Below are 20,116 nucleotides of genomic sequence, written 5' to 3'. Positions count from 1 at the left end.
ATTCAAGATGACCCAACGCCTTGCTTCGACGCCGATGGGTTTTCGGCGGTCACTCTCGCGACACCGAACGACAACGTGGGGCGTCCTGGCCGCTGCCGCCCTGCTGACGCATGCCCTCTCCGCCCCGGCCCTACAAGCCGAGCCGGTTCGCCCCAACATTCTTGTCATCTATACCGATGACCAAGGCTTTGGTGATGCCAGCTGTTTGAATCCGGATGCCAAGTTCAAGACGCCGAATCTGGATCGATTGGCCGCCGAAGGGATCACGTTCACCAACGGGCATTCCTCCGATTCGGTCTGCACGCCGTCACGCTACGGATTGCTGACCGGACGCTATTCGTGGCGGACGACGCTGAAAACGGGAGTGATGGGCGCCGAGGGCGAATGCTTGATCGGAGACGGACGGACCACGATCGCGTCGATGTTGCGTGACAACGGATACGCGACCGCCATGGTCGGCAAATGGCACCTCGGCATGGACTTTCCGGGAACGAACCACAAGAACCGGGATTGGTCTCAGCCGACCCGTGACATGCCCTTGGACAAAGGCTTCGACTACTTCTTTGGGGTCCCCGCGTCGCTCAACTACGGCGTGCTGGCGTGGTTCGAAGGCCGACATGCCAAGGTGCCGCCGACGGTCTTCACCGCCAAGAAACCGAATGCACGGCACATGGACTATCGCATCATGCCGCCCTACCAGCCGACCCCCGAAGCGACGCAACAGGCGCTCGGCAAGCAGGGCATGGAGGTCGCACCGGACTTTATCGACAACCAGTGTTTGACACGGTTCACCGACACCGCGATCGAATGGATGCAGTCGCATACATCGGGCTCAAGTTCGGAGAAACCATTCTTTCTGTACCTGCCGCTGACGTCGCCACACTACCCGGTCTGCCCGTTGCCCGAGTTCCACGGCCAGGGTGATTGCGGCGGCTATGGCGAGTTTGTCATCGAAACCGATTTCCACGTCGGCCGCATTCTCAAGTTCCTCGACGATGCCGAATTGGCGGAAAACACGCTGATCGTGTTCACCAGCGACAACGGTCCGGAAAGCTCGTGGAAGCAACGCATCAAAGCATTCGGTCACCGCAGTAATTTCCGCTATCGCGAAGGCAAACGTTCGATCTACGAAGGCGGCCATCGCGTCCCGTTCTTTGTCCGCTGGTCCGCGGGGATCTTGTCGCCGGGACGAAGCTGGCATCGGCCGGTGGGACAAATCGATTTGCTGGCGACCTTCGCCGAGCTTCTCGACATCGACCTACAACCGGACGAAGGTGTCGACAGTCACAGCTTTGCATCGGTACTCGTCAATCCCGTGAGCAACCGTCACCGATTACCGCTGATCAACCACGCCATCAACGGTCGATTCGCGATCACCGAAGACAAATGGAAACTGGTTTTGCCCCACGGTCGGGCCGACGCCGAACTCTACAACCTGGAAGAAGATCCCGGTGAAACAACAAACGTGCTCGCCGAAAACATGACAATCGCCATGGATCTGCAAGCCAAAGCCACGCAGATCGTCCTCCGCGGACGAACGACCGTTGGTCCGGACCAACCCAACGACACCGGGTATTGGGACGATCTAAAATGGATCTCGGCCGCGCAATACGAACAAGCGACGCGCAAGAACAGCCAGTGAAGCCATGATCGCGTCACGCGTTTCACGTGGCGGGGACAGTAGGATTGGAAGTGGCAGAATCATACGGGGCAGAATGATGTCCTGACCGCTCCGATCGCGAAGCCAGAATCAAACGCCATCTCCATCATTCTGCCATCTCCGTCCCGCTTCAGCCGCCGTCTGACGACGGCAGCTAAAAACAGCTCCACACGCTACTTAGTCGCGGCCATCCGATGACGACCGTGCCGGCACGACGGCGATGGAATCGATTTCGACGACGCTTCCGGGTGGACCATCAAATCGCAAGTCAATTTGACGCACGGTGTCTTTCCAATCCAATGGAAAGCGAACCGTCTGCGTAGCGTCGTGCATGGTGGCGGTGGACTCGCTTTCACCGACCATGAGAGTGACCTGGGTGCCGGGCGCCGAACGCAGATCGATGGCCAGGTCACCTTGGTTCTTGGCCGGGTCCAGCTTCAATCCCTGCCGTGTGATCATCGCCTTACCGCCCGGAAGCCGGAAATCCAGAAATCCCAACCGGCCCGCGATGTTGCCCATCGCTTCATCGCTGCCGCTCCAGCCTTCGGTTTGCCATCCGCCGCAATCAAACGTAAACAGCAGCCGGCCGTCGGACGCGTCGCGTCCGTTGATGCGTTCCCAGTCATCGGACAATCCGTCGCCATCGCTATCCGAGCGAACGACTTCGTATTCGGGATTGACCCCTTCGCCCCATTTCTGCCCGTTGGCTTGATAGGCCAGCTCGGCAAGCGGCTCCTCGTCGACGCCTTCGTCTCCGACCGCAATCCACTCGTCGAGCAACTGGCGGTGTCGCCGAATCTCGTCGCGATGCTTGGGATCATTGATCAGATTGTTGACTTGGCTGGGATCGGCTTTGACGTCATAAAACTCCTCCGCCGGCCGCTCGCCGAAATAGATTTCCGTCAGCTTCGGCGACAGTTCACCGGACTGATAGAGTTCGTGAAGGTTTTGCAAGAACGGTCGCTTGTCTCGGTACTGGGGCTGCAGCAAGATCCGATCGGTCTTGAAATTGCGTGTGTAACGAAACCGGTCGGTGCGAATCGTGCGGACACGATCGATGGTATGGTCGAGCCGATCTTTGGCGGCCGCCACAAAGCTGCGTGGGACGACGATCTCGGCGAACAGATCCTGGCCTTCGTACCAATCCGGCTTGTCAACGCCGGCCCACGCGAGCGTCGTCGCGGACAGGTCCAGCAGATCAACCAGATCATCGCGAACACAGGGTGACGGCACATAGGGCGAAGGACCGGCGATGAGGAACGGAACGTGCAACCCGCCTTCGGTCGGCATCTGCTTGTGACGCACCAAGTTGTTTGCGCCGTGGTCGCCGAAATAGACCACGATCGTGTTGTCGTCCAAACCGGATTCCCGGAGCCCCTGGAGCACGGTGCCGATGAAATCGTCGTCTTTTCGGATCGCGTCGTAGTGCTGTGCGACCGTTTCGCGATAGAGTTGGTTTTGCGGGTAATCCGGCGGGACGGTCACGGACGTTGGATCCGTTTTTCGATCCGCCGGGAACTTGGCGGTGTTGTTCTTCCCGCCGGCCGTTTGGATCTGGCCGAAGAACGGTTGGTTTTCTTTCAGTTCCTGCCAATCGATTGCAGCCCGGTTCTTCTTTTGCAGCGAATAGGTCGCCGCTTGATCCCAGACGAAGTTGTAATCGTCCTTGCCGAAGTTAAAGGTGAAGTAGCCCGTCTCTTTCACCAACTGGGGCAACAGTTTCATGTTCTCGGGCAGATTGATTTTGGCCGGGCCGCGACTGGAACGATGTTCGTGTGCACCGAAGCGAATCTGATTCGTCCCAGCCATGATGGCCGATCGGCATGCCGAGCAAACCGGTGCGGGAACGTAGGCTCGCGAAAATCGCACGCCACGCTCGGCAAGCGAATCGATGTTCGGTGTCTGTCCTTGATTGACCGGGTCGCCGTAGCACCCCATCCACGGCGAGGTGTCTTCGGCGAACAGCCATAAGATGTTGGGGCGATCTTTCGCCACGGCGAATGGTGTGAATGAAGTCACGGCGAACAGGATCGCGAGACGAAGCGGGTTAATTGTCATGTCGAATGCGGGCGTTGGTTGCAGAGATCGAACTTTCTCGCTCCTCGGGAGGGCCGGTCACAGGACCTGATTAGAACGGATCCTGTCAGACGGTGCCAATTTTTCAGGCCCAGGCGAACTCGAGCTCGGTGGCGGCAGGTGGGGCCGACTCCAGCTGCTTTGCACTTTCTTGTTCACTTTTCGCACTGCCAGGCGTACCAAGTGCGAAAAGCCTTCACCCATCGCGGCGTCCCAGCTATCCCGGAGGGATTGCAGCGAGTAGCCGGAGGTCAGCGCAGCGCCACCTCCGGAACCTATTCAAACTTGAACGTCAGTTGAACCTGTGCCGAGAGCGTTTGTTCGCCGGTTTGAATCGGCACCGACGAACGCGCTTCGGCCATCGCCATGAAACGCATCGGTGCGGGCTGGCCGCCGCCGGAGTGGTCGCGGATTTCCACGAGTTGGCCGAGCTTGACACCGGCTTCCTTGGCCATCAAGCCGGCTTTGCGTTTGCCGTCACGGATGGCTTTGTTGCGGGCTTCGTCCATCAACGTTTCTGAATCGGCGATCGAAAAGCTGATGCCGTTGATTTGGTTCGCGCCGGCCGTGACGACTTGATCGAGCACGACGCCCAGCGATTCAATTTTACGCACGCGGATATGAACCTGGTTAGTCACCCGATAGCCGTCGATCTTGGGAGGCTGGCCGTCGGGATTGCGCGAGCGTTGGTAGCGTGGCGCGACGTTAAAACTGCTGGTCTGGATGTCTTTTTCGGCGATGCCAAGCTGTTTCAGTTTGTCCAGCAGTCGCCCCATTTGATCGTTGTTTGCGACCAGCGCCGCTTTGGCGCTGTCTGCCTCGACCACAACGCCGACATTGATTTCGGCCACATCGGGCACGCCGTTCACCTCTCCCGTCCCGCTGACGACGATCACCCGGTTGGCGGAGCCGGTTTCAGAGTGTGGCTCCTGGGCAGCGATCCCCAGGGGGAGGAGCAGCAAGGCAGCGACGAATGTTAAACGTGTGTTCATAAGTTGAGTTCCATTTCGAATCAGACCGGTGCAGCTGCACCGGCGTGGCGGTCGGTTGCAAGCAGCTGCTCCGAATTCACACTAGTGGACCATCGATGGGGCGTCAATCGACGGCGTGTGACCGATCAAACCTCGCTGCCTCCGCGAGAAAAATGCAGCAGGTTTTTATAGCCGCCCTCCTGGCGGGAGGGTCGAGCGCAGCGTGGGGAGGTCGAACGTTTGGTCCGCCATGGCGGTTATACTTGGCAACGAGCCGAATAGAAGTGTCCGATCTCTTCAGTCCATCACGCGGAGCCGTTCTGAGATGCCGACCCTGATGCTCTCCCACTGTTGCCGATCCAATCGTTCTCCGGCATGGCTGCTCGTTCTTCTTGCCTGCGTTGCCGCGTTGCATGCCACGCCATCGCTCGTTGCACAAGACGCCGGCACGCCATCCGAGCCGGCCGATCCGCTCTCGATCAAGCTACTGGAAATGGATTTGACGGCGACCGCCAAACTGTATGCTCGGCATGACTTGGATGACGATGGAACGCTGAGCAAATCCGAGTACGAGCGGCTGAAGTGGACCAGCGAAGACATCCGCCCCTTTGATCTCAATCGCAGCGGTAACCTGCAGTCCGTCGAAGTCACGCTTAAACTCGCCGCCGAACGTGAGCGGGCGGGGATCGTGCAGATGGATGCGATTCTGGCCGACCGTTACACCAAGCGATATGACAGCAATCGAGACGGAAAGTTGCAGTTGAAGGAACTGGAGAACAATACGTTTTCAGATCAGATCGAAAGCTACGATCGAAATTCCGACGACGAACTTTCTCCCGATGAACTGATTCGCGGGTTGGCGTTTGAACGCAAGTTTCGCGACGAGTTGGGTGTCAAGGGCTGTGACCAGGGTGGTGCGATGGCGTTGATCAACCAGGGCGATGCCAATGGGGATCGGCAATTGGCCGGTGACGAACTCGAAAGGGTCGGTTTGGATTCGGCAACGATGAAGTTCGATCGAAACGACAACGAATCGCTATCGGTCTCGGAGCTGGCGGAATACCTGGCCGATCGCCGCATGCGAATGGGCATGACGCCTGCGGATCAATTGCTCGCCAGAAATGTGATCCGACGCAGCGACCCAGACGGCGACGGTTTAGTGCCGGCGAACCTGTTTCACCAAGCCGACCCAGACCCCGACCTCGGTAGCCCCGACGAAAATGGTGACAGACTCCTGTCGTTGTTGGAAATCGAAACGTATTTGGCGAAGCAGCGAAAGCTTCTGGGGTTCGACGATGAATCCGCTAACCGGGCATCGATCTTGATCGCGAGAAATGATTCCAATGGCGATCGCAAATTGTCCAAGTCAGAATTGACCGCCAGCGGGGCGGACCGCGACAGCCCGCTCTCCCCGCAAAAGCTCAGTCTGATCGACCAAGACGGCGACGCAGAGGTCGACATGAAAGAACTGGCGCGTTTCATCCAGAAGACGAAGCGGCCCTGAAGACGGGAGGTTAGCGCGGGACTCGTCGCGGCGCATTGCGAAGGAGAATCGGGTCAAAAAATTGGGTGGTCAAAAAATGAAGCACTCATCGCTGCTGATGGAAATTACTTGTCCTGGCCGCCGTCAACTGCGGCAAGGAACTGGTCGATCAATCCTTCCGGCGCTTTGACCACATGTTCGGGGCCAGGAAACCGTCCGCCTTTGACGTCGTCGATATAGTCTCGAAAGCCCCCGACTCGCTCCGCCTGAATCGCCTGTTCCATCTTGAACAGGTTCCGATACTGTTTGGTGTGCCGTGGATAGGGAGGAGCGTGGTTGCCCAAAATGTCTTCGGCGAACATGAATTGAATATCACCGCCACTGCCCGCACCGATGGACGAGGTCACCAGGCGGGTACGTTTGGAGATCTGTGCAAGCAACTCGGCCGGTACGACTTCCACTTCCACCGCCCAGGCTCCTGCTTCTTCAAACGATTGAATCTGCTCGTAGACCCACATCGCCTCTTCGATCGATTTGCCGACCGCCCTCAGGCCTCCCGTCCAGGTGCTCAAGCGGGGCACCAGGCCGGCGTGAGCTTCAACCGGAATTCCCGCATCCGCAACGGCTCGAATGAAGTCGGGTCCCCATTGGCACATGATTCCATCGGCGCCCAGTTCCATGGCGTCGTAACCGGCACGGACCGCTTCGGCCGCGGTCGCAATCTTTGTTAATCCGATACAGAACGTCATGAAGGTGTGCGGCGCTGCGTTTCGGATCGCAAGTGCACCGGCCGGATACGCTGGATCAAACTTGACTTTCAGCGTGTCGATTCCCGCCGCTTCCGCCGCCACCGCCTCGCTGGTCGTAAACGGCATGGTCTCGGTGAGAACGGTTTTTCCTTTCAAATCTTGAAGGTGCTTGATGGTGTGGTTGCGGGTTGCATAGGCCCCACCGAGGGTCATGGTTCGGTGTAGCCCTCGTTTGTGCGCGTCTCTGGGAGGCAATGCGTTGGGTGGGTTTGCGTCGGAGTTCATCGATTTGATTTTCTGTTCCAGAGAAGAAACGGCAATTGGTGTGAGATGTCGCAAAACATATCGCACCGCTCGGAAGGAATCAAAGCGAGCGTCGCTGCCGTCGCCAGACGGCGGAACCGCGTCGGCTATACTCCAACAGGGAATCCCGAGTGGTTCGCCCCTTTCAGGAGCTGGTACGCATGCGTCGCATTTGCCGAATTTCAGTGGTCGTCTTGGGGTTCGCGTTCTTCGCGAGCGATCACGCCACGGCTCAACCCTTGTTCTACACCGCAGAGAGCCTGGAAAGTTGGATCATCAACGCGGACCGGGTTTGGGTTGCCAGAATCGTCAGGGTCCGCGACGAGCCGATCCCCGGCGGCTCGGAGAAGCCTGGCATCACGATCGCAGTGGAGGAAACGCTCAAGTACCCGATCTTCGAGCAACGTCACGAGAAAATGGGGCTGTTCGTCGAACACCCGACGGCGCGGTTCAAAGACGTTGAGGAGCGATCGAGCCGTCTGCTGATCGCACACAGCGATCATCACCAGTTCTCGCCAAAGTTGATTGAGTTGACGCCGGACAAGGTCGAAGTCTTTCGCGCCGATTTTACGATCCTGCGCAATCCAGACGCTGTCATCCAGGCGGCCAGGGAGATTATCGCCCGCGTGCCACCCAACGTGCGGCAGCTGCATACCGTTCGTCTGCCGATTCCGCCGGACGTGCTGATCAAATCCAAGCTGGGAGCCTACGGGCAACTGATCGTACCCGTTGACGAGCAGCTGGAGACGCTGGCGATCGGATTGCTGAACTCCGAAAGCTATTCAAGCCGATCGAAGGCCGCCGAGGTGCTGCGGTACTTCAAGTCCGAAGCCAACATCGACCGGCTCCGTGCGCTGCTGAAGGACACACGGTACAGCGAACAGATGGCCGACGATCGAACCCGCACGAAGTACTACGGCGTCCGCGACCAATCCTACCAAACGCTCAAAGCCTGGGGGATCAAGGTCGAACGACCCGTGATCATCGAGTCCAGCCACGGGCCGGATCAGTAGGGGCGGGTTTGGGCATCAACGATGCCGTCGCAGGCTGGAATGCTGGGCCTATCGAATGCGGTTGGATGATCGAGATCGCTTGGGAACAGATCGTTCATGTAATCGGGGTGGCAGAATGATCCGGGGCAGAATGATAGAGCGCAGGCAGGATGTCGGTACGAACCATCGCAAAGCCGCTGCCCCATCCGTCACCCGTTGATGAGCAATTCCAACGACACTACTCGTCCTCAATAAGTGCCTCGGGAGTCTTCCATGGAGTGCCGAGGATGAGTCCGCTCGGACGCGCGTAGACGTCAACCTTAAAATCGTAGATGGGCGTAAACTGAGTACGGAAGTCCGATAGGCCGCACTGGAAGAAGTCACTTGGCAGTTCATCTCCAAGACGCCAGTCAAGGACCCAGTGATGGTGTTCTTGCTTCTGGCCGAATGGGCTTTCCGAGGCCATCTTCAACACGTAGGGAAGGAATTTCCCTGACAGATGCTTTTTCCACTTGATCGCGGTTTCGCCAAAATGGTCAGGCCTGCTCGTGTCTTTGCTTTTGAACGTGACTTTTACAGGGAGGTAGTCGTAGGCTTTGCCCTGTACCAACTCAATTTCAAAGTCATGAACTCCGGATTTCCATCGCCATTTGCTCCTCACATCCCCCTGGGTCACCTTCGCCGCCTCGAGCAGTTCTGATTTCTGCAGGTAAGTTCTTTCGATCCAGCCGTACTGGTCATCCCCGTTTCCGACAAACATCGGGTCAATGATCAGCGTGTCGAAAACGGAAAGCCTGACGCCGGTGAGGCATTCGAGACCTCGTTCTGAATTCTGCCCACGGCGAAGGCATCCACCGTGAGCAGAACGGTCCTCGATGGTGCTGTCAAGCAACTCACAGCATTGGAATCTGTGCAGAACCGTTTTCGACGGCCGACCAAACTTCACGCGGCTCTGAACAGCACTCGATTGCGGGGGACTCGGCCGAGGGCTTCGTTGCCGTAGGTGGACAGCGTTGCATCGGCGACTTCGAAGCCGTGGCGGAACAGCAGGCTGAACTCGCTGTGGGTGAGCCGACGCAGTGTGGTTTCGATCCGCGAAACCCGGCTGACTTCGTCGTCGGTCAAGGCGGGTTTGCCGGCGCCGGGATGGCGTGCGTAAACCTTCTTCGTCGCCAACCCCAAACGCAAATACGTGCCCTTTCCCGGGTTCTGGATAAAGTACTCCATCAGCATTCTGGTCCGCAGACTGCGAACCTGGTCGGTCGCGATGTCGACCAGCCGCATCGATGCCTTCAAGTAGCCGGGCCGCCAGCGTGATTGCCGGGTTTCGCTCGAGAGCGGGCGCGAGGCGTCGCACACGATCAGGAAATCGGTGCCATCGCACAGGCCTTCGCCGGGTTTGAACAGCGACTCGACGCCCAAGTTGTCGTACACACCGCCGTCCCAAAGGTGGAGGTGTTGGTACTTTGGCGAGATTCTGTGCCAATCGCCATCACGAAACTCGCTCCACCGGTGTCGGCGCGATGGGAGACGCAGCGGGCCGATCAAACCGGGAACCGCGGCCGACGCGGCCAGCGCGTGCGACAAGCGGAAATCGGGATCCGTGACGTACTTGGTTTGATAGTCGCCCATCAAGTCGCGTTGGAAACGCCAGTTCTTGCCGGTCTGATAGCAGGTCGCATTGATGATCCAGCGTGGCGCGACGGGCAAATCAGCAAGCGATCCCTTGATGCCCCATTTGCTTTCCAACGCGTCGCCTAGCACCGATGCTCGACCGGTCGCCAGTCGCCACGGAAACAGCAGCGAGTTCAGGACGTAAGTCCGCTGCACGTTTTGCGTCGTCAGCAGTGCAAGGCATCGGGGCACGATGTCATGCAGGTATTGTTCGCTAGTCGGCCAACGGTAACCGGCCGATGCGATGACCAGCCCGGCAGCCAAGCTGCCCCCGGAAACGCTGGAGACGATTTCCACGTTGCCCAGCAAATCCTGCCGCGCCAGCCGAGCCAGAACACCGAGGTGAAACACCGTCGCACGGACGCCACCGCCGGAAAATGCCAGGGAGATCTTCATGAAACAGAGCGGCGATGGCGTGAAACTGGATTTTCAAAGGACTCACGCAACCGGGAGAGACGTGCGAGTCAGACGACGCGGCGATCCTAATGTCGCAGCAAACGCCAGATCCAGATCAATCCGGCAAGCGAGCGTTTTGCCGCCGGAGTATCAAAACTCGCCTCGGTCGTGGGCACCGAAAGCATTTCTCGGAGTTTGTAAGTCAGCGAAATTTATCCAACTTCAGCGTGGGAAGATCAGTCGGATCGGTCTGATCAGACGGGTCCGACTGATCGAAGCAGCGAGAAAAGACAGCTCGTCAGAGGGCATCTCCTCGTCGGCAGCGACCGCGTCCGCTGTTTCGGGTTACGATAAAAACGGTCCTAACTGCCATCGGCCTTTTACTCAATCCACCAATGAGTCAGTACCTTGCTAGACGACTTCGATTTTTTCGGCGATGTAGGTGGACCCAACAATTCCATTGGCTGTGGAGGGCTAATGATCACGTTCGCCATCGCTGCGTTACTTTTCGTCATCGTTATGGCTTGGATGTCGTGAGAGCGCTTTCGTCTTGCTGAGGTTTGATGGACAGATTACCGGCAAGCGGCGACCGAGGGGGCGCAGAATGCCCGCACTTTCATGCGTTGTGCCGTGGTGGATCAAGGATCGCTCGGCTCGGTTCGCCAGGGGACGTCCATTGTCTCAGTGACGGATTTGATCGTAGCGCAAGGCCCCAAGTCTTTCGCAGCGCGGGCCCTCTCTGGCGTTTGCTTGCTGCGCAAACGCCGTCTCTCCCAGAGGGAGAGAATCTAAATCGGTTGCCAGATCCTGCAGTAAAAGAAGCGACGTTCCAAGGCGGTCGCCAACGACCGGGAGTGTTGCTCAGTCGATTAACCCTCCAAGGTGTAGTCCTTAAACTGAATCACTCCCTGAGGCTGCCCGAGCACGCTTTCGGTGAAACGAAGCTCCCGAGCTTTGCGTCGCCTCATCACGGTTGCACCAATGGTGACTTCTCGACGAGTAAGTGATGGACGGCCGAGGTTCGGGTTGTTGGGATTGTAAAGCAAGACACTGCCATCATCTTCGAACTTGAAGCCGACAGCGCTGCTGCACGTCCCCCACATCCGCACCCAACTGAAGCCCGGAGGTGTCGTGGCTCTCAACCATTTGCGAAGATCTTTCGCAGCAGTCAAGGCACGCCCCTCAAGACTCTTTGGACCCGCGATCTCTCGTACCCGTCGCTGCGCTGAATACTCTCGCTCACTGAATCCAAATGCCACCCGGCCGCACGATCCGCAGTCGATCCACGCTCTCCCTTCAGGAATCTCAACTCCGGCGTGACAGTGTTCGCAAATCGCCATGGTGTCCCACTTGGTTTGACTTCGAAGTCGAATACTAGATCCGGAAGACTACCTGCGTAGCGGTTGATTGCAACGAAGGTCCCGGGCTTGGCCGACCAGTTGCCGAGTCGATTGCCCGCACAACCCGAATCATACGATCAGGGTGACCCCTCGCGCTGATTGAAGGCGAAGGGCCGCCAACCCCCTGTCAAATTCCGTGTCTGTCGAATGCTCTTCCAGATGGTTTGCAATCCGGTCGGTCGAGGAATATTATGAACCGATCGAAGAGTTCATCAGATCCGAACTTGCAGACGAACGCCAGGAGAACGGATAGTCGCCGGTCAATGTTCGGCGGGTGAAACTCAAAGCAAAAAGGCGTTGGCGATCTTGTCGACGCTGACAAACCTGTCGCCCTTTTTGCTGATACAATCGCGACTCAAGCTTGACTACGTGTGACAGCGAAGGCGTTTGGGCGGCGATTGTGTTCGAAAATCCATACCGACCACCGGCTTTCGATTTCGATCCCGCCGTATCCGATCAATACGAGTTTAGCGGCGAAGTCACCGAGGATGACATCGCACGACTTCTTTCGGTGTCATGGATCAACCTCGTTCTGCTTGGCTTGTGCGTACTGGTAATCGGCCCCTTTCTCGCTGTGCTCGCTTTCGCTGGACTTTCCGCCCAGACCTCGATTCGTTTTACCGCCGCCGCACTCGCATTCGTTTCGATGTTGGCAATGATTTGCGGTGCGGCATTCTGGGCGACGACGCGCTCACGGATCGCGAGAAGGCTGGTCCGAATGCAGCCAAGTCTGATTGGGGGTTTGAGCGGTGAAATCAATTCGAATGGGCTGTTTCTGTTCAACAAGCATGTGACCAAAGTCCAGTACACCTGGTCGAGCTTTTCCGGCGTGACCGTCAATCGCAACGGCATTCGACTCGACCTGAGTTTTCCAAGGACCGGTTTGATCGGCATCCCGGCACGATGCATTGATGGGTATGACTTTCCGTCGGCGCGAGAGCAGATCAATCGGTTTCGTGCGGTCGATGAGAGCGAGCCGGTTTTTCGCTGCAGTCTTGATTGGAGCAAAGCACCAAGCGACGCGTTGCGATTTGAGATTCCAATTCCCAATCGGAATTCGAGTTCAGCGTTGAATTCTGGGGCATTCAGCTTCTACTGGCCGGGGGCGATGGCGTTCATCGCCGGTTCGCTCGCGTTCATCCTGCTTCTGAGCGAGATGATGATCGCCGCATCGATAGCCGCAGCGCTCTGCTGGGTCGCCTTAGAGAAAGCGTTGGCCGTACGCCGCCAGGTCCTGCCGGGGACTTCGGAACCGCAGGCATTCCAATGGGGCTGGATGCACCCGACTGGCCTGCATGTTTGCCACGAAGATCATGAAAAAGTGGTCCAGTGGAGCGACGTCGAGCAGCTTCGGATCGGCGAAACGACCGTCGCGGTTGTTTCCCATGATCACTCGATGTTCGAGATTCCGATCCAGGATTTTTTAGCAAACGATTGGGAAAGGCTTGACGAACTGGTGCAATCCATCGTGCCGCAAGTGACCGTTGTGTCACAGTCCCGGCGAGAGTAGTTGTAAAAAAACCGTTCTCAAGAAAACGCCCGCGGAGGATCTCCGTCAGTGCCAGCTCTCGACGAATTGGCACTGCCGACTGTTTTGCGGTGCCGGTCGATGGATGGCAGAATGATCCGGGGCAGAATGATTGGGAAGAGCCGGGATGCTGGTGCCAACGACCGCCGTCAAGATGATCCGTGGGTTCGTGCTGCTATCGGTGGGTTACCTCTTCTGGTCCACACTTCCGGAACTCGATTCACTGGTCGCACGCGTGCTCTGTCCCCGATGGGGGTTGCTGGAGAGAAGACGCTGGTCAGAATATTTGGTGGTCAAAAAATCGGGCATTGGTCCGGTGGAGGCCTGTTTTTGACTCAAACGGTGGTCAGGGATTCCCCGCGCGTTACGGCGCTGCCCGGCTTCGAACGGGCCCGGATTTGGGCTAGAATCGTCGGCCGGCACCGGGGGTGTAGCTCAGTCGGTTAGAGCAGGGAACTCATAATTCCTTGGTCGCGGGTTCGAGTCCTGCCACCCCTATTGGCAACGCTGGGAAGCATTTTTTAACCGTGAACGACCGGAGGGCTCGCGCCCTGCCGCTAACAAGAACGCTCCGCGCTGCCCTGTTGGCGCACGTGACGCGTCTTACGGGTTGAACGTCCGCAGCATCTTTCGTCCCTTGTACAGGTTGAACAGATCTTCGCCGCTCAAGGGGCGGCTGCGTCCGGCGGTCGCTTGGTCGATCGTTTCTAAGCCGTCGGTGATGACGACACATGCGGTGCCTTCGCGGGTCGCGGTGAACACGCCGGCCCGCTCGTCCAGGAACAGCCCCAGCAGCACGGGTTTGAGTTCCTCGTAGCCGAGGTGTTGCAGGTGCTGTTGGAACGTTTCCATCGCCCGTCGCTGGGCTTCGTTCATCGCTTCGGTCGGGACAGAAAAGATGTCTTGGTGGTCGGCGTGCCAGCCGGCGTAGATCGCAAAGATGTCGTCGATCGGCATGTCCGCCAGGTCGCAGGCCATCGTGAAGACTGCCGGCCCGGTCATGCCGATGTTGCTGTAGCCCCGTTCGCCCATGTTGTATTCGAACCGCACCAGCGTCACGTCAACCGGATCATCGAAGCTGGGCCAAAGCAATCGGCGTGATGCGGCGACTTCGACGTTGGTCGGCGGCACACCCATTTGATGGGGCTGGCTGAGCCACAACGCCATCTCGGCCTCCGCCGTCGCGTCGGGGGTGCGATAGGCTTCGTCGATCTCGTTGCCGAAGTCCAGTTCGTCGGCGTAGGCGATCGCGCGCAAGCGTGCGGCGGGATCGCCGGCGAGTTCGATCAATCGCTTGCGGCCTTCTGCGTCGCCAAGTTTCGCCAGCGCCCCGGCGGCTTCGCACTGCACCCGCCGGTGTCGCAGCAAGACGGTTTGGTTCAGTTTTGCGATCGCGGACTCGTCGCCGATCAACGCCAGCGAATCGCACAACGCGACCGCCAGCGCCACCGCTTCGGCCAGACGCTTCTGGACCGTCGGCACGTCGTCACCGAAGGCGCGCGGGTTGTCTTCAAAAAATCCGAGGCGGCTGGAGACTTGTCCGAGCAGTGCGGTCAGCGTGTCGAGGATGCCCGCGGCAGGGTGCTCGGCGACGCGACCGTGACGGGTCAGGTAGTTGGCCAGATCCAACAGCGACGCGGCGAGCGCGGGTTCAGCAAGACACTCCAGCGCGGCGGGGAACACGGCGTCGACCGGCCAATCGTCGTATTGCATCAGCGGGCTGAGCATCTGAGCGGCGTCCATCCAATCCGTCGGCGGCCGCTGCTTCAAAATCTCGACGAACACCTGCAGCGACTCGCGTGAACGGGCCATCGTCAACAGGTGCAATAACAGATGGCGATTGGAGGTTTCCGGCGGCAGCGAGTCGTCGATCTGCTCCATCACCTCCGGCGTCAGCGAGCCGATGATCTCCAGCGACGACTCGGAGCGATCTTGAGCCAGCAGCGTGTGCACGACCCGCAGCAAGGCGCCGATGATGGCGGGGTCCGATTCGGCCAGGCGGTCCCGGGCGCCGGCGAGCTGGCACAGAATGGCGACGGCGGAGGCGGCATCGCCGGTGGCCAGGTCGCGAAGCTGGTAACCGGCGGCGACCGGGTCAGTGTCGCGGCCGAGGAGCGAAGTGGTGGTCTGCTGGATCGACACGACAAAAAAGGTCCGGGAAAGTGGCGTAAGCTTCCAGCTTCGGAGTGATAACCGGAAGGCAGCGGTCCATCAAGGTCCGTCCACCGCCGCGGTCGTGCAGTTTTTAAGTCGTTGAGTGGACGTGGCGATTCACCGTTCGACCTTCCCTCGCTTCACTCGACTCCCTAGGCATCAGGTGAAGAAGTCACTCTCCCGGAGGACATCAATTGTATTACTGACGCACTTCTCGTTCCACCGCGGCAGCGGTTTCACGCCAGGGGACGTCCCCTCTCTGGCGTTTGCTTGCTGCGCAAACGCCGTCTCTCCCAGAGGGAGAGAATCTAAATCGGTTGCCAAATCCTGCAGTAAAAGAATCGACGTCCCGCGGCGTGCCACATCAAAGTTTGGGGTCGCACTAGCGCACCCAAGTTCCGGCTCCGCCATGGGAGACCGGCACTGTGGTCAGCTCTTTTGAGGAGCCTCCGCCGCAGCGGCCGGGACGAGTTCGAGCGCCTTGAGGCGGATTTCGACTCGGGCGGCTTCCCGCCGCTTGGCGTGTTCGATCAAGCGTGCGATTTCCTTCGGCGACAGGTCGCCTGGTTGAAGCGGAGTCAGGTCGTCTTCGTCCAGGAATTCGTCGTCGGCAGAGTCCGCTGTGTCCCCGTCCTTGTCGTCGTTGCTGTCATCGTCCTGGTCACCGCCGGCGGATTTCGTCGGCACCTTCAACGGCACCACCAGCTCTTCGTAGATGATCCCGAAAATCGGGTGTTCGGCGGGTTCGGCGAAGCCGATTTCGGTGACCGGAACGGAGTTGAGCAGGGCGATCGAGGCGGCTGCGACGTCGCCCACCTGGACTTCACCGCCGCGGACGCCCAGGTAGCGTTTTTGGAACACGACGGTTGGGTCGTTGATGTACGCGGCCAGCAAGACCGCATGCTCACGCGTCCCCTGTCGCGAGATCGTTTGCATACAGCGGCACAACAAAATGGGGTCCGGGTTTTGTTTCAGGGTTTCCACGGCGAGCGTCAGGCCGATGTCCATCTCCCACTGCAGCGCCAGACGCAGCACCTTTTCGCGGATGCTCAGGTCGCTGCGAGACATCCACTTGGCGACCATTCGCATGAACGGTTCGCCAAAGACGGCATCCTTTCGAAAGTCGTTGGCGGGGTAAAGCTGTAACAGCGACGCGACGATCAAATCGGATCGTGGGGCGGCTTGAAAATTGGGATCCGTCATCGGCAACAGCAACGCGATCAAGTCGACACGCTGCGGGGTTTCGCGGGGGCCGACGCCGCGTTCGAACAGCCGGCGGTGCACGCGCGAGAGTCCCATCGAGAGTTGTTGGGGTGTGCCGCCGAGCGCATCGACCAAGTAGGGGTGCTCGCGATACAGGTCGACAAACAGCTCGCGGATTCGCGGCGAATCGCCAAACCACTTTTCCAGTTCGGGCCAATTCTCCAGTTCCGACGGCCCGCCTTGCAAGAACGAGCGGATTCGGGATTCCAGGTTCTGCTTGGCCAGCGAATCGATAATGCGGTCCAAGCGGTCGGATTGCTCGGTGTCGCTGCTTTGGCGACGGGTTGCTCGCAGGATCGGCAAGCAGGCCGGGCCGAGGCGAAACAGTTGTTCGGAGGCGAGTTCACGGACGGCGAATTGGTCGCTGCGCAGCCCATCGACGAGTCGGCGGGCCTGTTCCGCCAAATCGTCGGCGACCGGATTTCCGGCGGCTGCCGCCTCGGCGGTGGGGCGGATTTCCGGCGGAGCAACCGGTTCTTGACCGATCGCGACGGTCTCCAGGCCAGCGGTCCCCAGACCGCTGCCCCCCCAAAGGCAGAGGTGCACCGCCGCGACAATCGCACACCACACCCGTGTTCGGTACGCAGGGGAGCCGTAGGCCGGGCTACGGTGGCGATTTGGCCAGGGCTGAGAAAATGAACCGATCATGCCGCTAAATGGGTCCCAAGGAGGCGAGCTGCCGTCGCGTCAACACGTTTTCGCTTGTCGATTCTATCCCGTGCAGCTAGTCTGTGGGGAGTGACATTTCGGTCGATCTTCCGTCCGAATCGTAATTCATGGGATTTACGGCCACTTGCAGCCTTACTGCTAAAGAGCCATGCAAACAAAGCAAACAAGCGGTGACGCCACGTCGCCTTCGTCGATCACGCCTTCTGACCAAGGCAACGTTTCCCTGCCGGCGAACGATCCGGCCGCGAATTCGAGGGTGGAACGTGTTACGGAGAGGCCAGGGACGATGCCCACACGACGTGCCGGACTGTCCACGCAATGCGTTCACGCCGGGGAAGCTCGCCAGAAAGACTCCGGCAGCATTGCCACCCCGATCTACACCGCCGCCACCTTCACGTTTGAATCGACCGAGGATCTGCTTCGGTTCGTCAACGGCGAAGAGCAGCGTGAGGAATACGGACGCTACGGCAATCCCAACGAACGCAGTGTCGAGGCCAAGATTGCCGCGCTGGAAAAGTGCGACGAAGCGATCGTTTATGGCAGCGGCATGTCGGCGATCGTCGGCCTGCTGATGACCAAACTGTCCGCCGGCGACGAAATTGTTTTCTTCGACCAGTGTTATCACCGCAGTCGGGAGTTCTGTGCCAAACACCTTTCGCGTTTCGGGGTGGTCACCCGCCAAGTGACGACCGGTGATTACGACGCGATGGAAGCGGCGATCAACCGCAACACCAAAATGTTGGTCAGCGAATCGCCGACCAATCCACACCTGTCGGTCATCGATCTGGAAAAATTCGCCGCCGTCGGCAAAGCCAACGAAGTCGAGACGTTGATCGATGCGACGCTGGCGACGCCCTACAACATGAATCCCACCGAGTACGGCGTCGATTACGTGCTGCACTCGGCAACGAAGTATCTGGGCGGGCACAACGACCTGCTGGCCGGCGTGCTTTGCGGACGCAGCGAGCAACTAGAAGCCGTTCGCAGCATGCGCGGCATCCTGGGCAACATCAGCTCGCCCCACAATCTGTACCTTCTCGAACGCGGGTTGAAGACGTTTGAATTGCGGATGCAGCGTCAAAACGAAAACGGGCTCCGCATCGCCGAGTTCCTGGAGTCGCACCCACGCGTCGAGCGTGTCTATTACCCGGGGCTGAAAAGCCATCCGACGCACGCCATCGCCGCGGCCCAAATGCGTGGCTTTGGCGGGTTGATCACGTTTACGATTCGCGACGCCGATTGGAAACAAACGGCCAACATCGTCGATGCGGCTCGTATCCCGCGAATCGCCCCGAGTCTGGGCGGCGTGGAATCGCTGATCGAACAACCGTTGGTGATGAGCTACTTCCATTGCACCCCCGAAGACCGCGTTCGGTTCGGGATCGCTGACAACATGATCCGCATGTCCTGCGGGATCGAAAACGGTGATGACTTGATCGCCGACCTGGAGCAGGCTCTGTCGGTATGAGCGATCAGGACGGACACCCGGTGTCGGCGGTCGAGAGTTCTTTCCGGACCCGCGCGATTCACGTCGGCAACGAGATCGATCCGGCGACCGGTGCGGTCGTCCCGCCGATCCATTTGGCCAGCACGTTTCGCCAACCCGGTGCGGGCGAGTGGGGCCAGTTCGACTACTCGCGAAGCGGCAACCCGACGCGAAGCAATCTGCAAACCACGCTGGCGTCGCTGGAGTCGGGCGTCGGTGCGTTGGCATTTTCCAGTGGCATGGCCGCCATCCACTGCGTCACGATGCTGTTGGAAAACGGCGACCATGTCGTCTCCGGATGCGACCTGTATGGCGGTGCGTATCGATTGCTGCACAAGATCTGCAATCGAAGCGGGATTGATGTCACGCTGGTCGACATGACCGACCCCGCCGCCGTCGCCGCAGCGGTCAACGATCGGACGAAATTGATTTGGGCGGAAACGATCGGCAACCCGCGGCTGACGATCCCCGATCCGTCGGCGTTGGCGTCTATCGCGAAAGAACGTGGCGTGATCATCGGTGTCGACAACACTTTCGGGACACCGGCGCTGGTGCGACCGCTGGAACACGGCATCGACATCGTCATGCACTCGGCCACCAAGTACCTGGGCGGTCACAGCGACTGCTTGGGCGGCACGCTGGCGGTGGCCGATCAAGAACTCTTGGATCGGCTCTACTTCATCCAAAATGCGACCGGCGCAGTGCTGGATCCCCTGAGCTGTTTCTTGGTCAGCCGCGGATTGAAGACGTTGGATCTGCGGATCCGGGAACAGTCCAAGACCGCGCTCGCCTTGGCACGGTGGCTGGAGCAACATCCGAAGGTTCGCATGGTGCTGTATCCGGGGCTGGAAAGTCACCCGCAACACGAGTTGGCGCGCAAGACACTCGTCGGCGGATTCGGGGCGATGGTGACGTTCGAGTTGGATGCGGGCATCGAGGAAACCGCGGCGGTGTGCGAGTCGACCAAGCTGTTTCACTTGGCGGTCAGCCTCGGGGCGGTCGAATCGTTGATCGAGCAACCGGCAACGATGTCCCACGCCAGCTATGACGCCGCCGATCGCGCCCGGTTCGGCATCACCGACGGATTGATCCGCTTGTCGGTGGGGTTGGAATCGCTTGAAGACCTACGCGATGATCTGGCCCGCGCGATCAACGCGGCTTCCCAACGGGACGCGTGAGCGACCGGCATCTCCTTGTCCCCTGGTTCCCGCGCTCCGCCCTACGCCGTGAACGATTTATTTCCTGTGTTGGACGAGGTTTTAGCGGCAGGGCGCAAGCCCTCCGGCTTGCGCATCTTTGCCAACACACCGGA

At 59.2% G+C, this 20,116-nt stretch carries 13 protein-coding genes and 1 tRNA gene; 7 read left to right on the top strand and 7 right to left on the bottom strand.

Annotated features, from left to right (window positions below; all coding sequences use genetic code 11):
- Positions 1 to 7: 7 nt before the first annotated feature.
- A complete protein-coding gene (locus NZK35_RS00245) occupies positions 8 to 1,642 on the top strand; it encodes a sulfatase family protein (protein ID WP_259630594.1) in 1,635 nt (544 codons plus the stop codon).
- Positions 1,643 to 1,837: 195 nt separating this feature from the next.
- Here NZK35_RS00245 and NZK35_RS00240 read toward each other — a convergent pair whose 3' ends face one another.
- A complete protein-coding gene (locus NZK35_RS00240) occupies positions 1,838 to 3,718 on the bottom strand; it encodes a sulfatase family protein (protein WP_259630593.1) in 1,881 nt (626 codons plus the stop codon).
- Positions 3,719 to 4,011: 293 nt separating this feature from the next.
- Positions 4,012 to 4,728: an SIMPL domain-containing protein gene (locus NZK35_RS00235; RefSeq protein ID WP_259630592.1), complete on the bottom strand. Its 717-nt coding sequence runs from the start codon at positions 4,726 to 4,728 to the stop codon at positions 4,012 to 4,014.
- A gap of 304 nt (positions 4,729 to 5,032) precedes the next feature.
- Here NZK35_RS00235 and NZK35_RS00230 point away from each other — a divergent pair, with 304 nt between their 5' ends.
- A complete protein-coding gene (locus NZK35_RS00230; RefSeq protein WP_259630591.1) occupies positions 5,033 to 6,211 on the top strand; it encodes an EF-hand domain-containing protein in 1,179 nt (392 codons plus the stop codon).
- A 104-nt stretch (positions 6,212 to 6,315) separates the two neighbouring features.
- Here NZK35_RS00230 and NZK35_RS00225 read toward each other — a convergent pair whose 3' ends face one another.
- Positions 6,316 to 7,224 (bottom strand): 3-methyl-2-oxobutanoate hydroxymethyltransferase, encoded by a 909-nt coding sequence (locus NZK35_RS00225; RefSeq protein WP_259630590.1) that lies wholly within the window; start codon positions 7,222 to 7,224, stop codon positions 6,316 to 6,318.
- A gap of 179 nt (positions 7,225 to 7,403) precedes the next feature.
- Here NZK35_RS00225 and NZK35_RS00220 point away from each other — a divergent pair, with 179 nt between their 5' ends.
- A complete protein-coding gene (locus NZK35_RS00220) occupies positions 7,404 to 8,255 on the top strand; it encodes a hypothetical protein (protein ID WP_259630589.1) in 852 nt (283 codons plus the stop codon).
- Between the two features lie 217 nt (positions 8,256 to 8,472).
- On the opposite strand, the gene NZK35_RS00215 is transcribed toward NZK35_RS00220, so the two are convergent.
- The gene (locus tag NZK35_RS00215) at positions 8,473 to 9,126 is read right to left on the bottom strand and encodes a hypothetical protein (RefSeq protein ID WP_259630588.1); all 654 of its coding nucleotides are present in this window, start codon (positions 9,124 to 9,126) and stop codon (positions 8,473 to 8,475) included.
- 50 nt (positions 9,127 to 9,176) lie between these two features.
- Entirely contained in the window at positions 9,177 to 10,304 is a 1,128-nt protein-coding gene (locus tag NZK35_RS00210; RefSeq protein ID WP_259630587.1) for a patatin-like phospholipase family protein, read from the bottom strand.
- Between the two features lie 1,761 nt (positions 10,305 to 12,065).
- On the opposite strand from NZK35_RS00210, the gene NZK35_RS00205 reads away from it, so the two are divergent.
- On the top strand, positions 12,066 to 13,214 hold the full coding sequence (locus NZK35_RS00205; RefSeq protein WP_259630586.1) for a hypothetical protein: 1,149 nt from the start codon (positions 12,066 to 12,068) through the stop codon (positions 13,212 to 13,214).
- A gap of 442 nt (positions 13,215 to 13,656) precedes the next feature.
- Positions 13,657 to 13,730 (top strand) — tRNA-Ile (locus tag NZK35_RS00200).
- Positions 13,731 to 13,835: 105 nt separating this feature from the next.
- Here the strand turns inward: NZK35_RS00200 and NZK35_RS00195 are convergent.
- Both NZK35_RS00195 and NZK35_RS00190 read right to left on the bottom strand, forming a co-directional pair.
- Complete coding sequence (locus NZK35_RS00195; protein WP_259630585.1) at positions 13,836 to 15,374, bottom strand: HEAT repeat domain-containing protein; 1,539 nt, start codon at positions 15,372 to 15,374, stop codon at positions 13,836 to 13,838.
- 441 nt (positions 15,375 to 15,815) lie between these two features.
- On the bottom strand, positions 15,816 to 17,219 hold the full coding sequence (locus NZK35_RS00190; protein WP_259630584.1) for a hypothetical protein: 1,404 nt from the start codon (positions 17,217 to 17,219) through the stop codon (positions 15,816 to 15,818).
- 385 nt (positions 17,220 to 17,604) lie between these two features.
- Here NZK35_RS00190 and NZK35_RS00185 point away from each other — a divergent pair, with 385 nt between their 5' ends.
- Together NZK35_RS00185 and NZK35_RS00180 are read left to right on the top strand one after the other, a co-directional pair.
- On the top strand, positions 17,605 to 18,786 hold the full coding sequence (locus NZK35_RS00185) for a trans-sulfuration enzyme family protein (RefSeq protein WP_259630583.1): 1,182 nt from the start codon (positions 17,605 to 17,607) through the stop codon (positions 18,784 to 18,786).
- Positions 18,783 to 19,982, top strand: coding sequence for a trans-sulfuration enzyme family protein (locus tag NZK35_RS00180; protein ID WP_259630582.1), 1,200 nt, complete (start codon positions 18,783 to 18,785; stop codon positions 19,980 to 19,982). Before NZK35_RS00185 ends, NZK35_RS00180 begins: the two co-directional genes overlap by 4 nt.
- Positions 19,983 to 20,116: the final 134 nt, after the last annotated feature.

The sequence above is a fragment of the Stieleria sedimenti genome (assembly GCF_025060895.1).
Classification (GTDB): Bacteria; Planctomycetota; Planctomycetia; order Pirellulales; family Pirellulaceae; genus Stieleria; species Stieleria sedimenti.
This window is presented reverse-complemented; position numbering and strand designations above follow the sequence as displayed.

Excerpts from the sequence above, each read along its gene's own strand:
- NZK35_RS00245 (WP_259630594.1), top strand. The coding sequence starts at position 8 with ATGACCCAACGCCTTGCTTCGACGCCGATGGGTTTTCGGCGGTCACTC.
- NZK35_RS00240 (WP_259630593.1), bottom strand. The coding sequence starts at position 3,718 with ATGACAATTAACCCGCTTCGTCTCGCGATCCTGTTCGCCGTGACTTCA.
- NZK35_RS00235 (WP_259630592.1), bottom strand. The coding sequence starts at position 4,728 with ATGAACACACGTTTAACATTCGTCGCTGCCTTGCTGCTCCTCCCCCTG.
- NZK35_RS00230 (WP_259630591.1), top strand. The coding sequence starts at position 5,033 with ATGCCGACCCTGATGCTCTCCCACTGTTGCCGATCCAATCGTTCTCCG.
- NZK35_RS00225 (WP_259630590.1), bottom strand. The coding sequence starts at position 7,224 with ATGAACTCCGACGCAAACCCACCCAACGCATTGCCTCCCAGAGACGCG.
- NZK35_RS00220 (WP_259630589.1), top strand. The coding sequence starts at position 7,404 with ATGCGTCGCATTTGCCGAATTTCAGTGGTCGTCTTGGGGTTCGCGTTC.
- NZK35_RS00210 (WP_259630587.1), bottom strand. The coding sequence starts at position 10,304 with ATGAAGATCTCCCTGGCATTTTCCGGCGGTGGCGTCCGTGCGACGGTG.
- NZK35_RS00185 (WP_259630583.1), top strand. The coding sequence starts at position 17,605 with ATGCCCACACGACGTGCCGGACTGTCCACGCAATGCGTTCACGCCGGG.
- NZK35_RS00180 (WP_259630582.1), top strand. The coding sequence starts at position 18,783 with ATGAGCGATCAGGACGGACACCCGGTGTCGGCGGTCGAGAGTTCTTTC.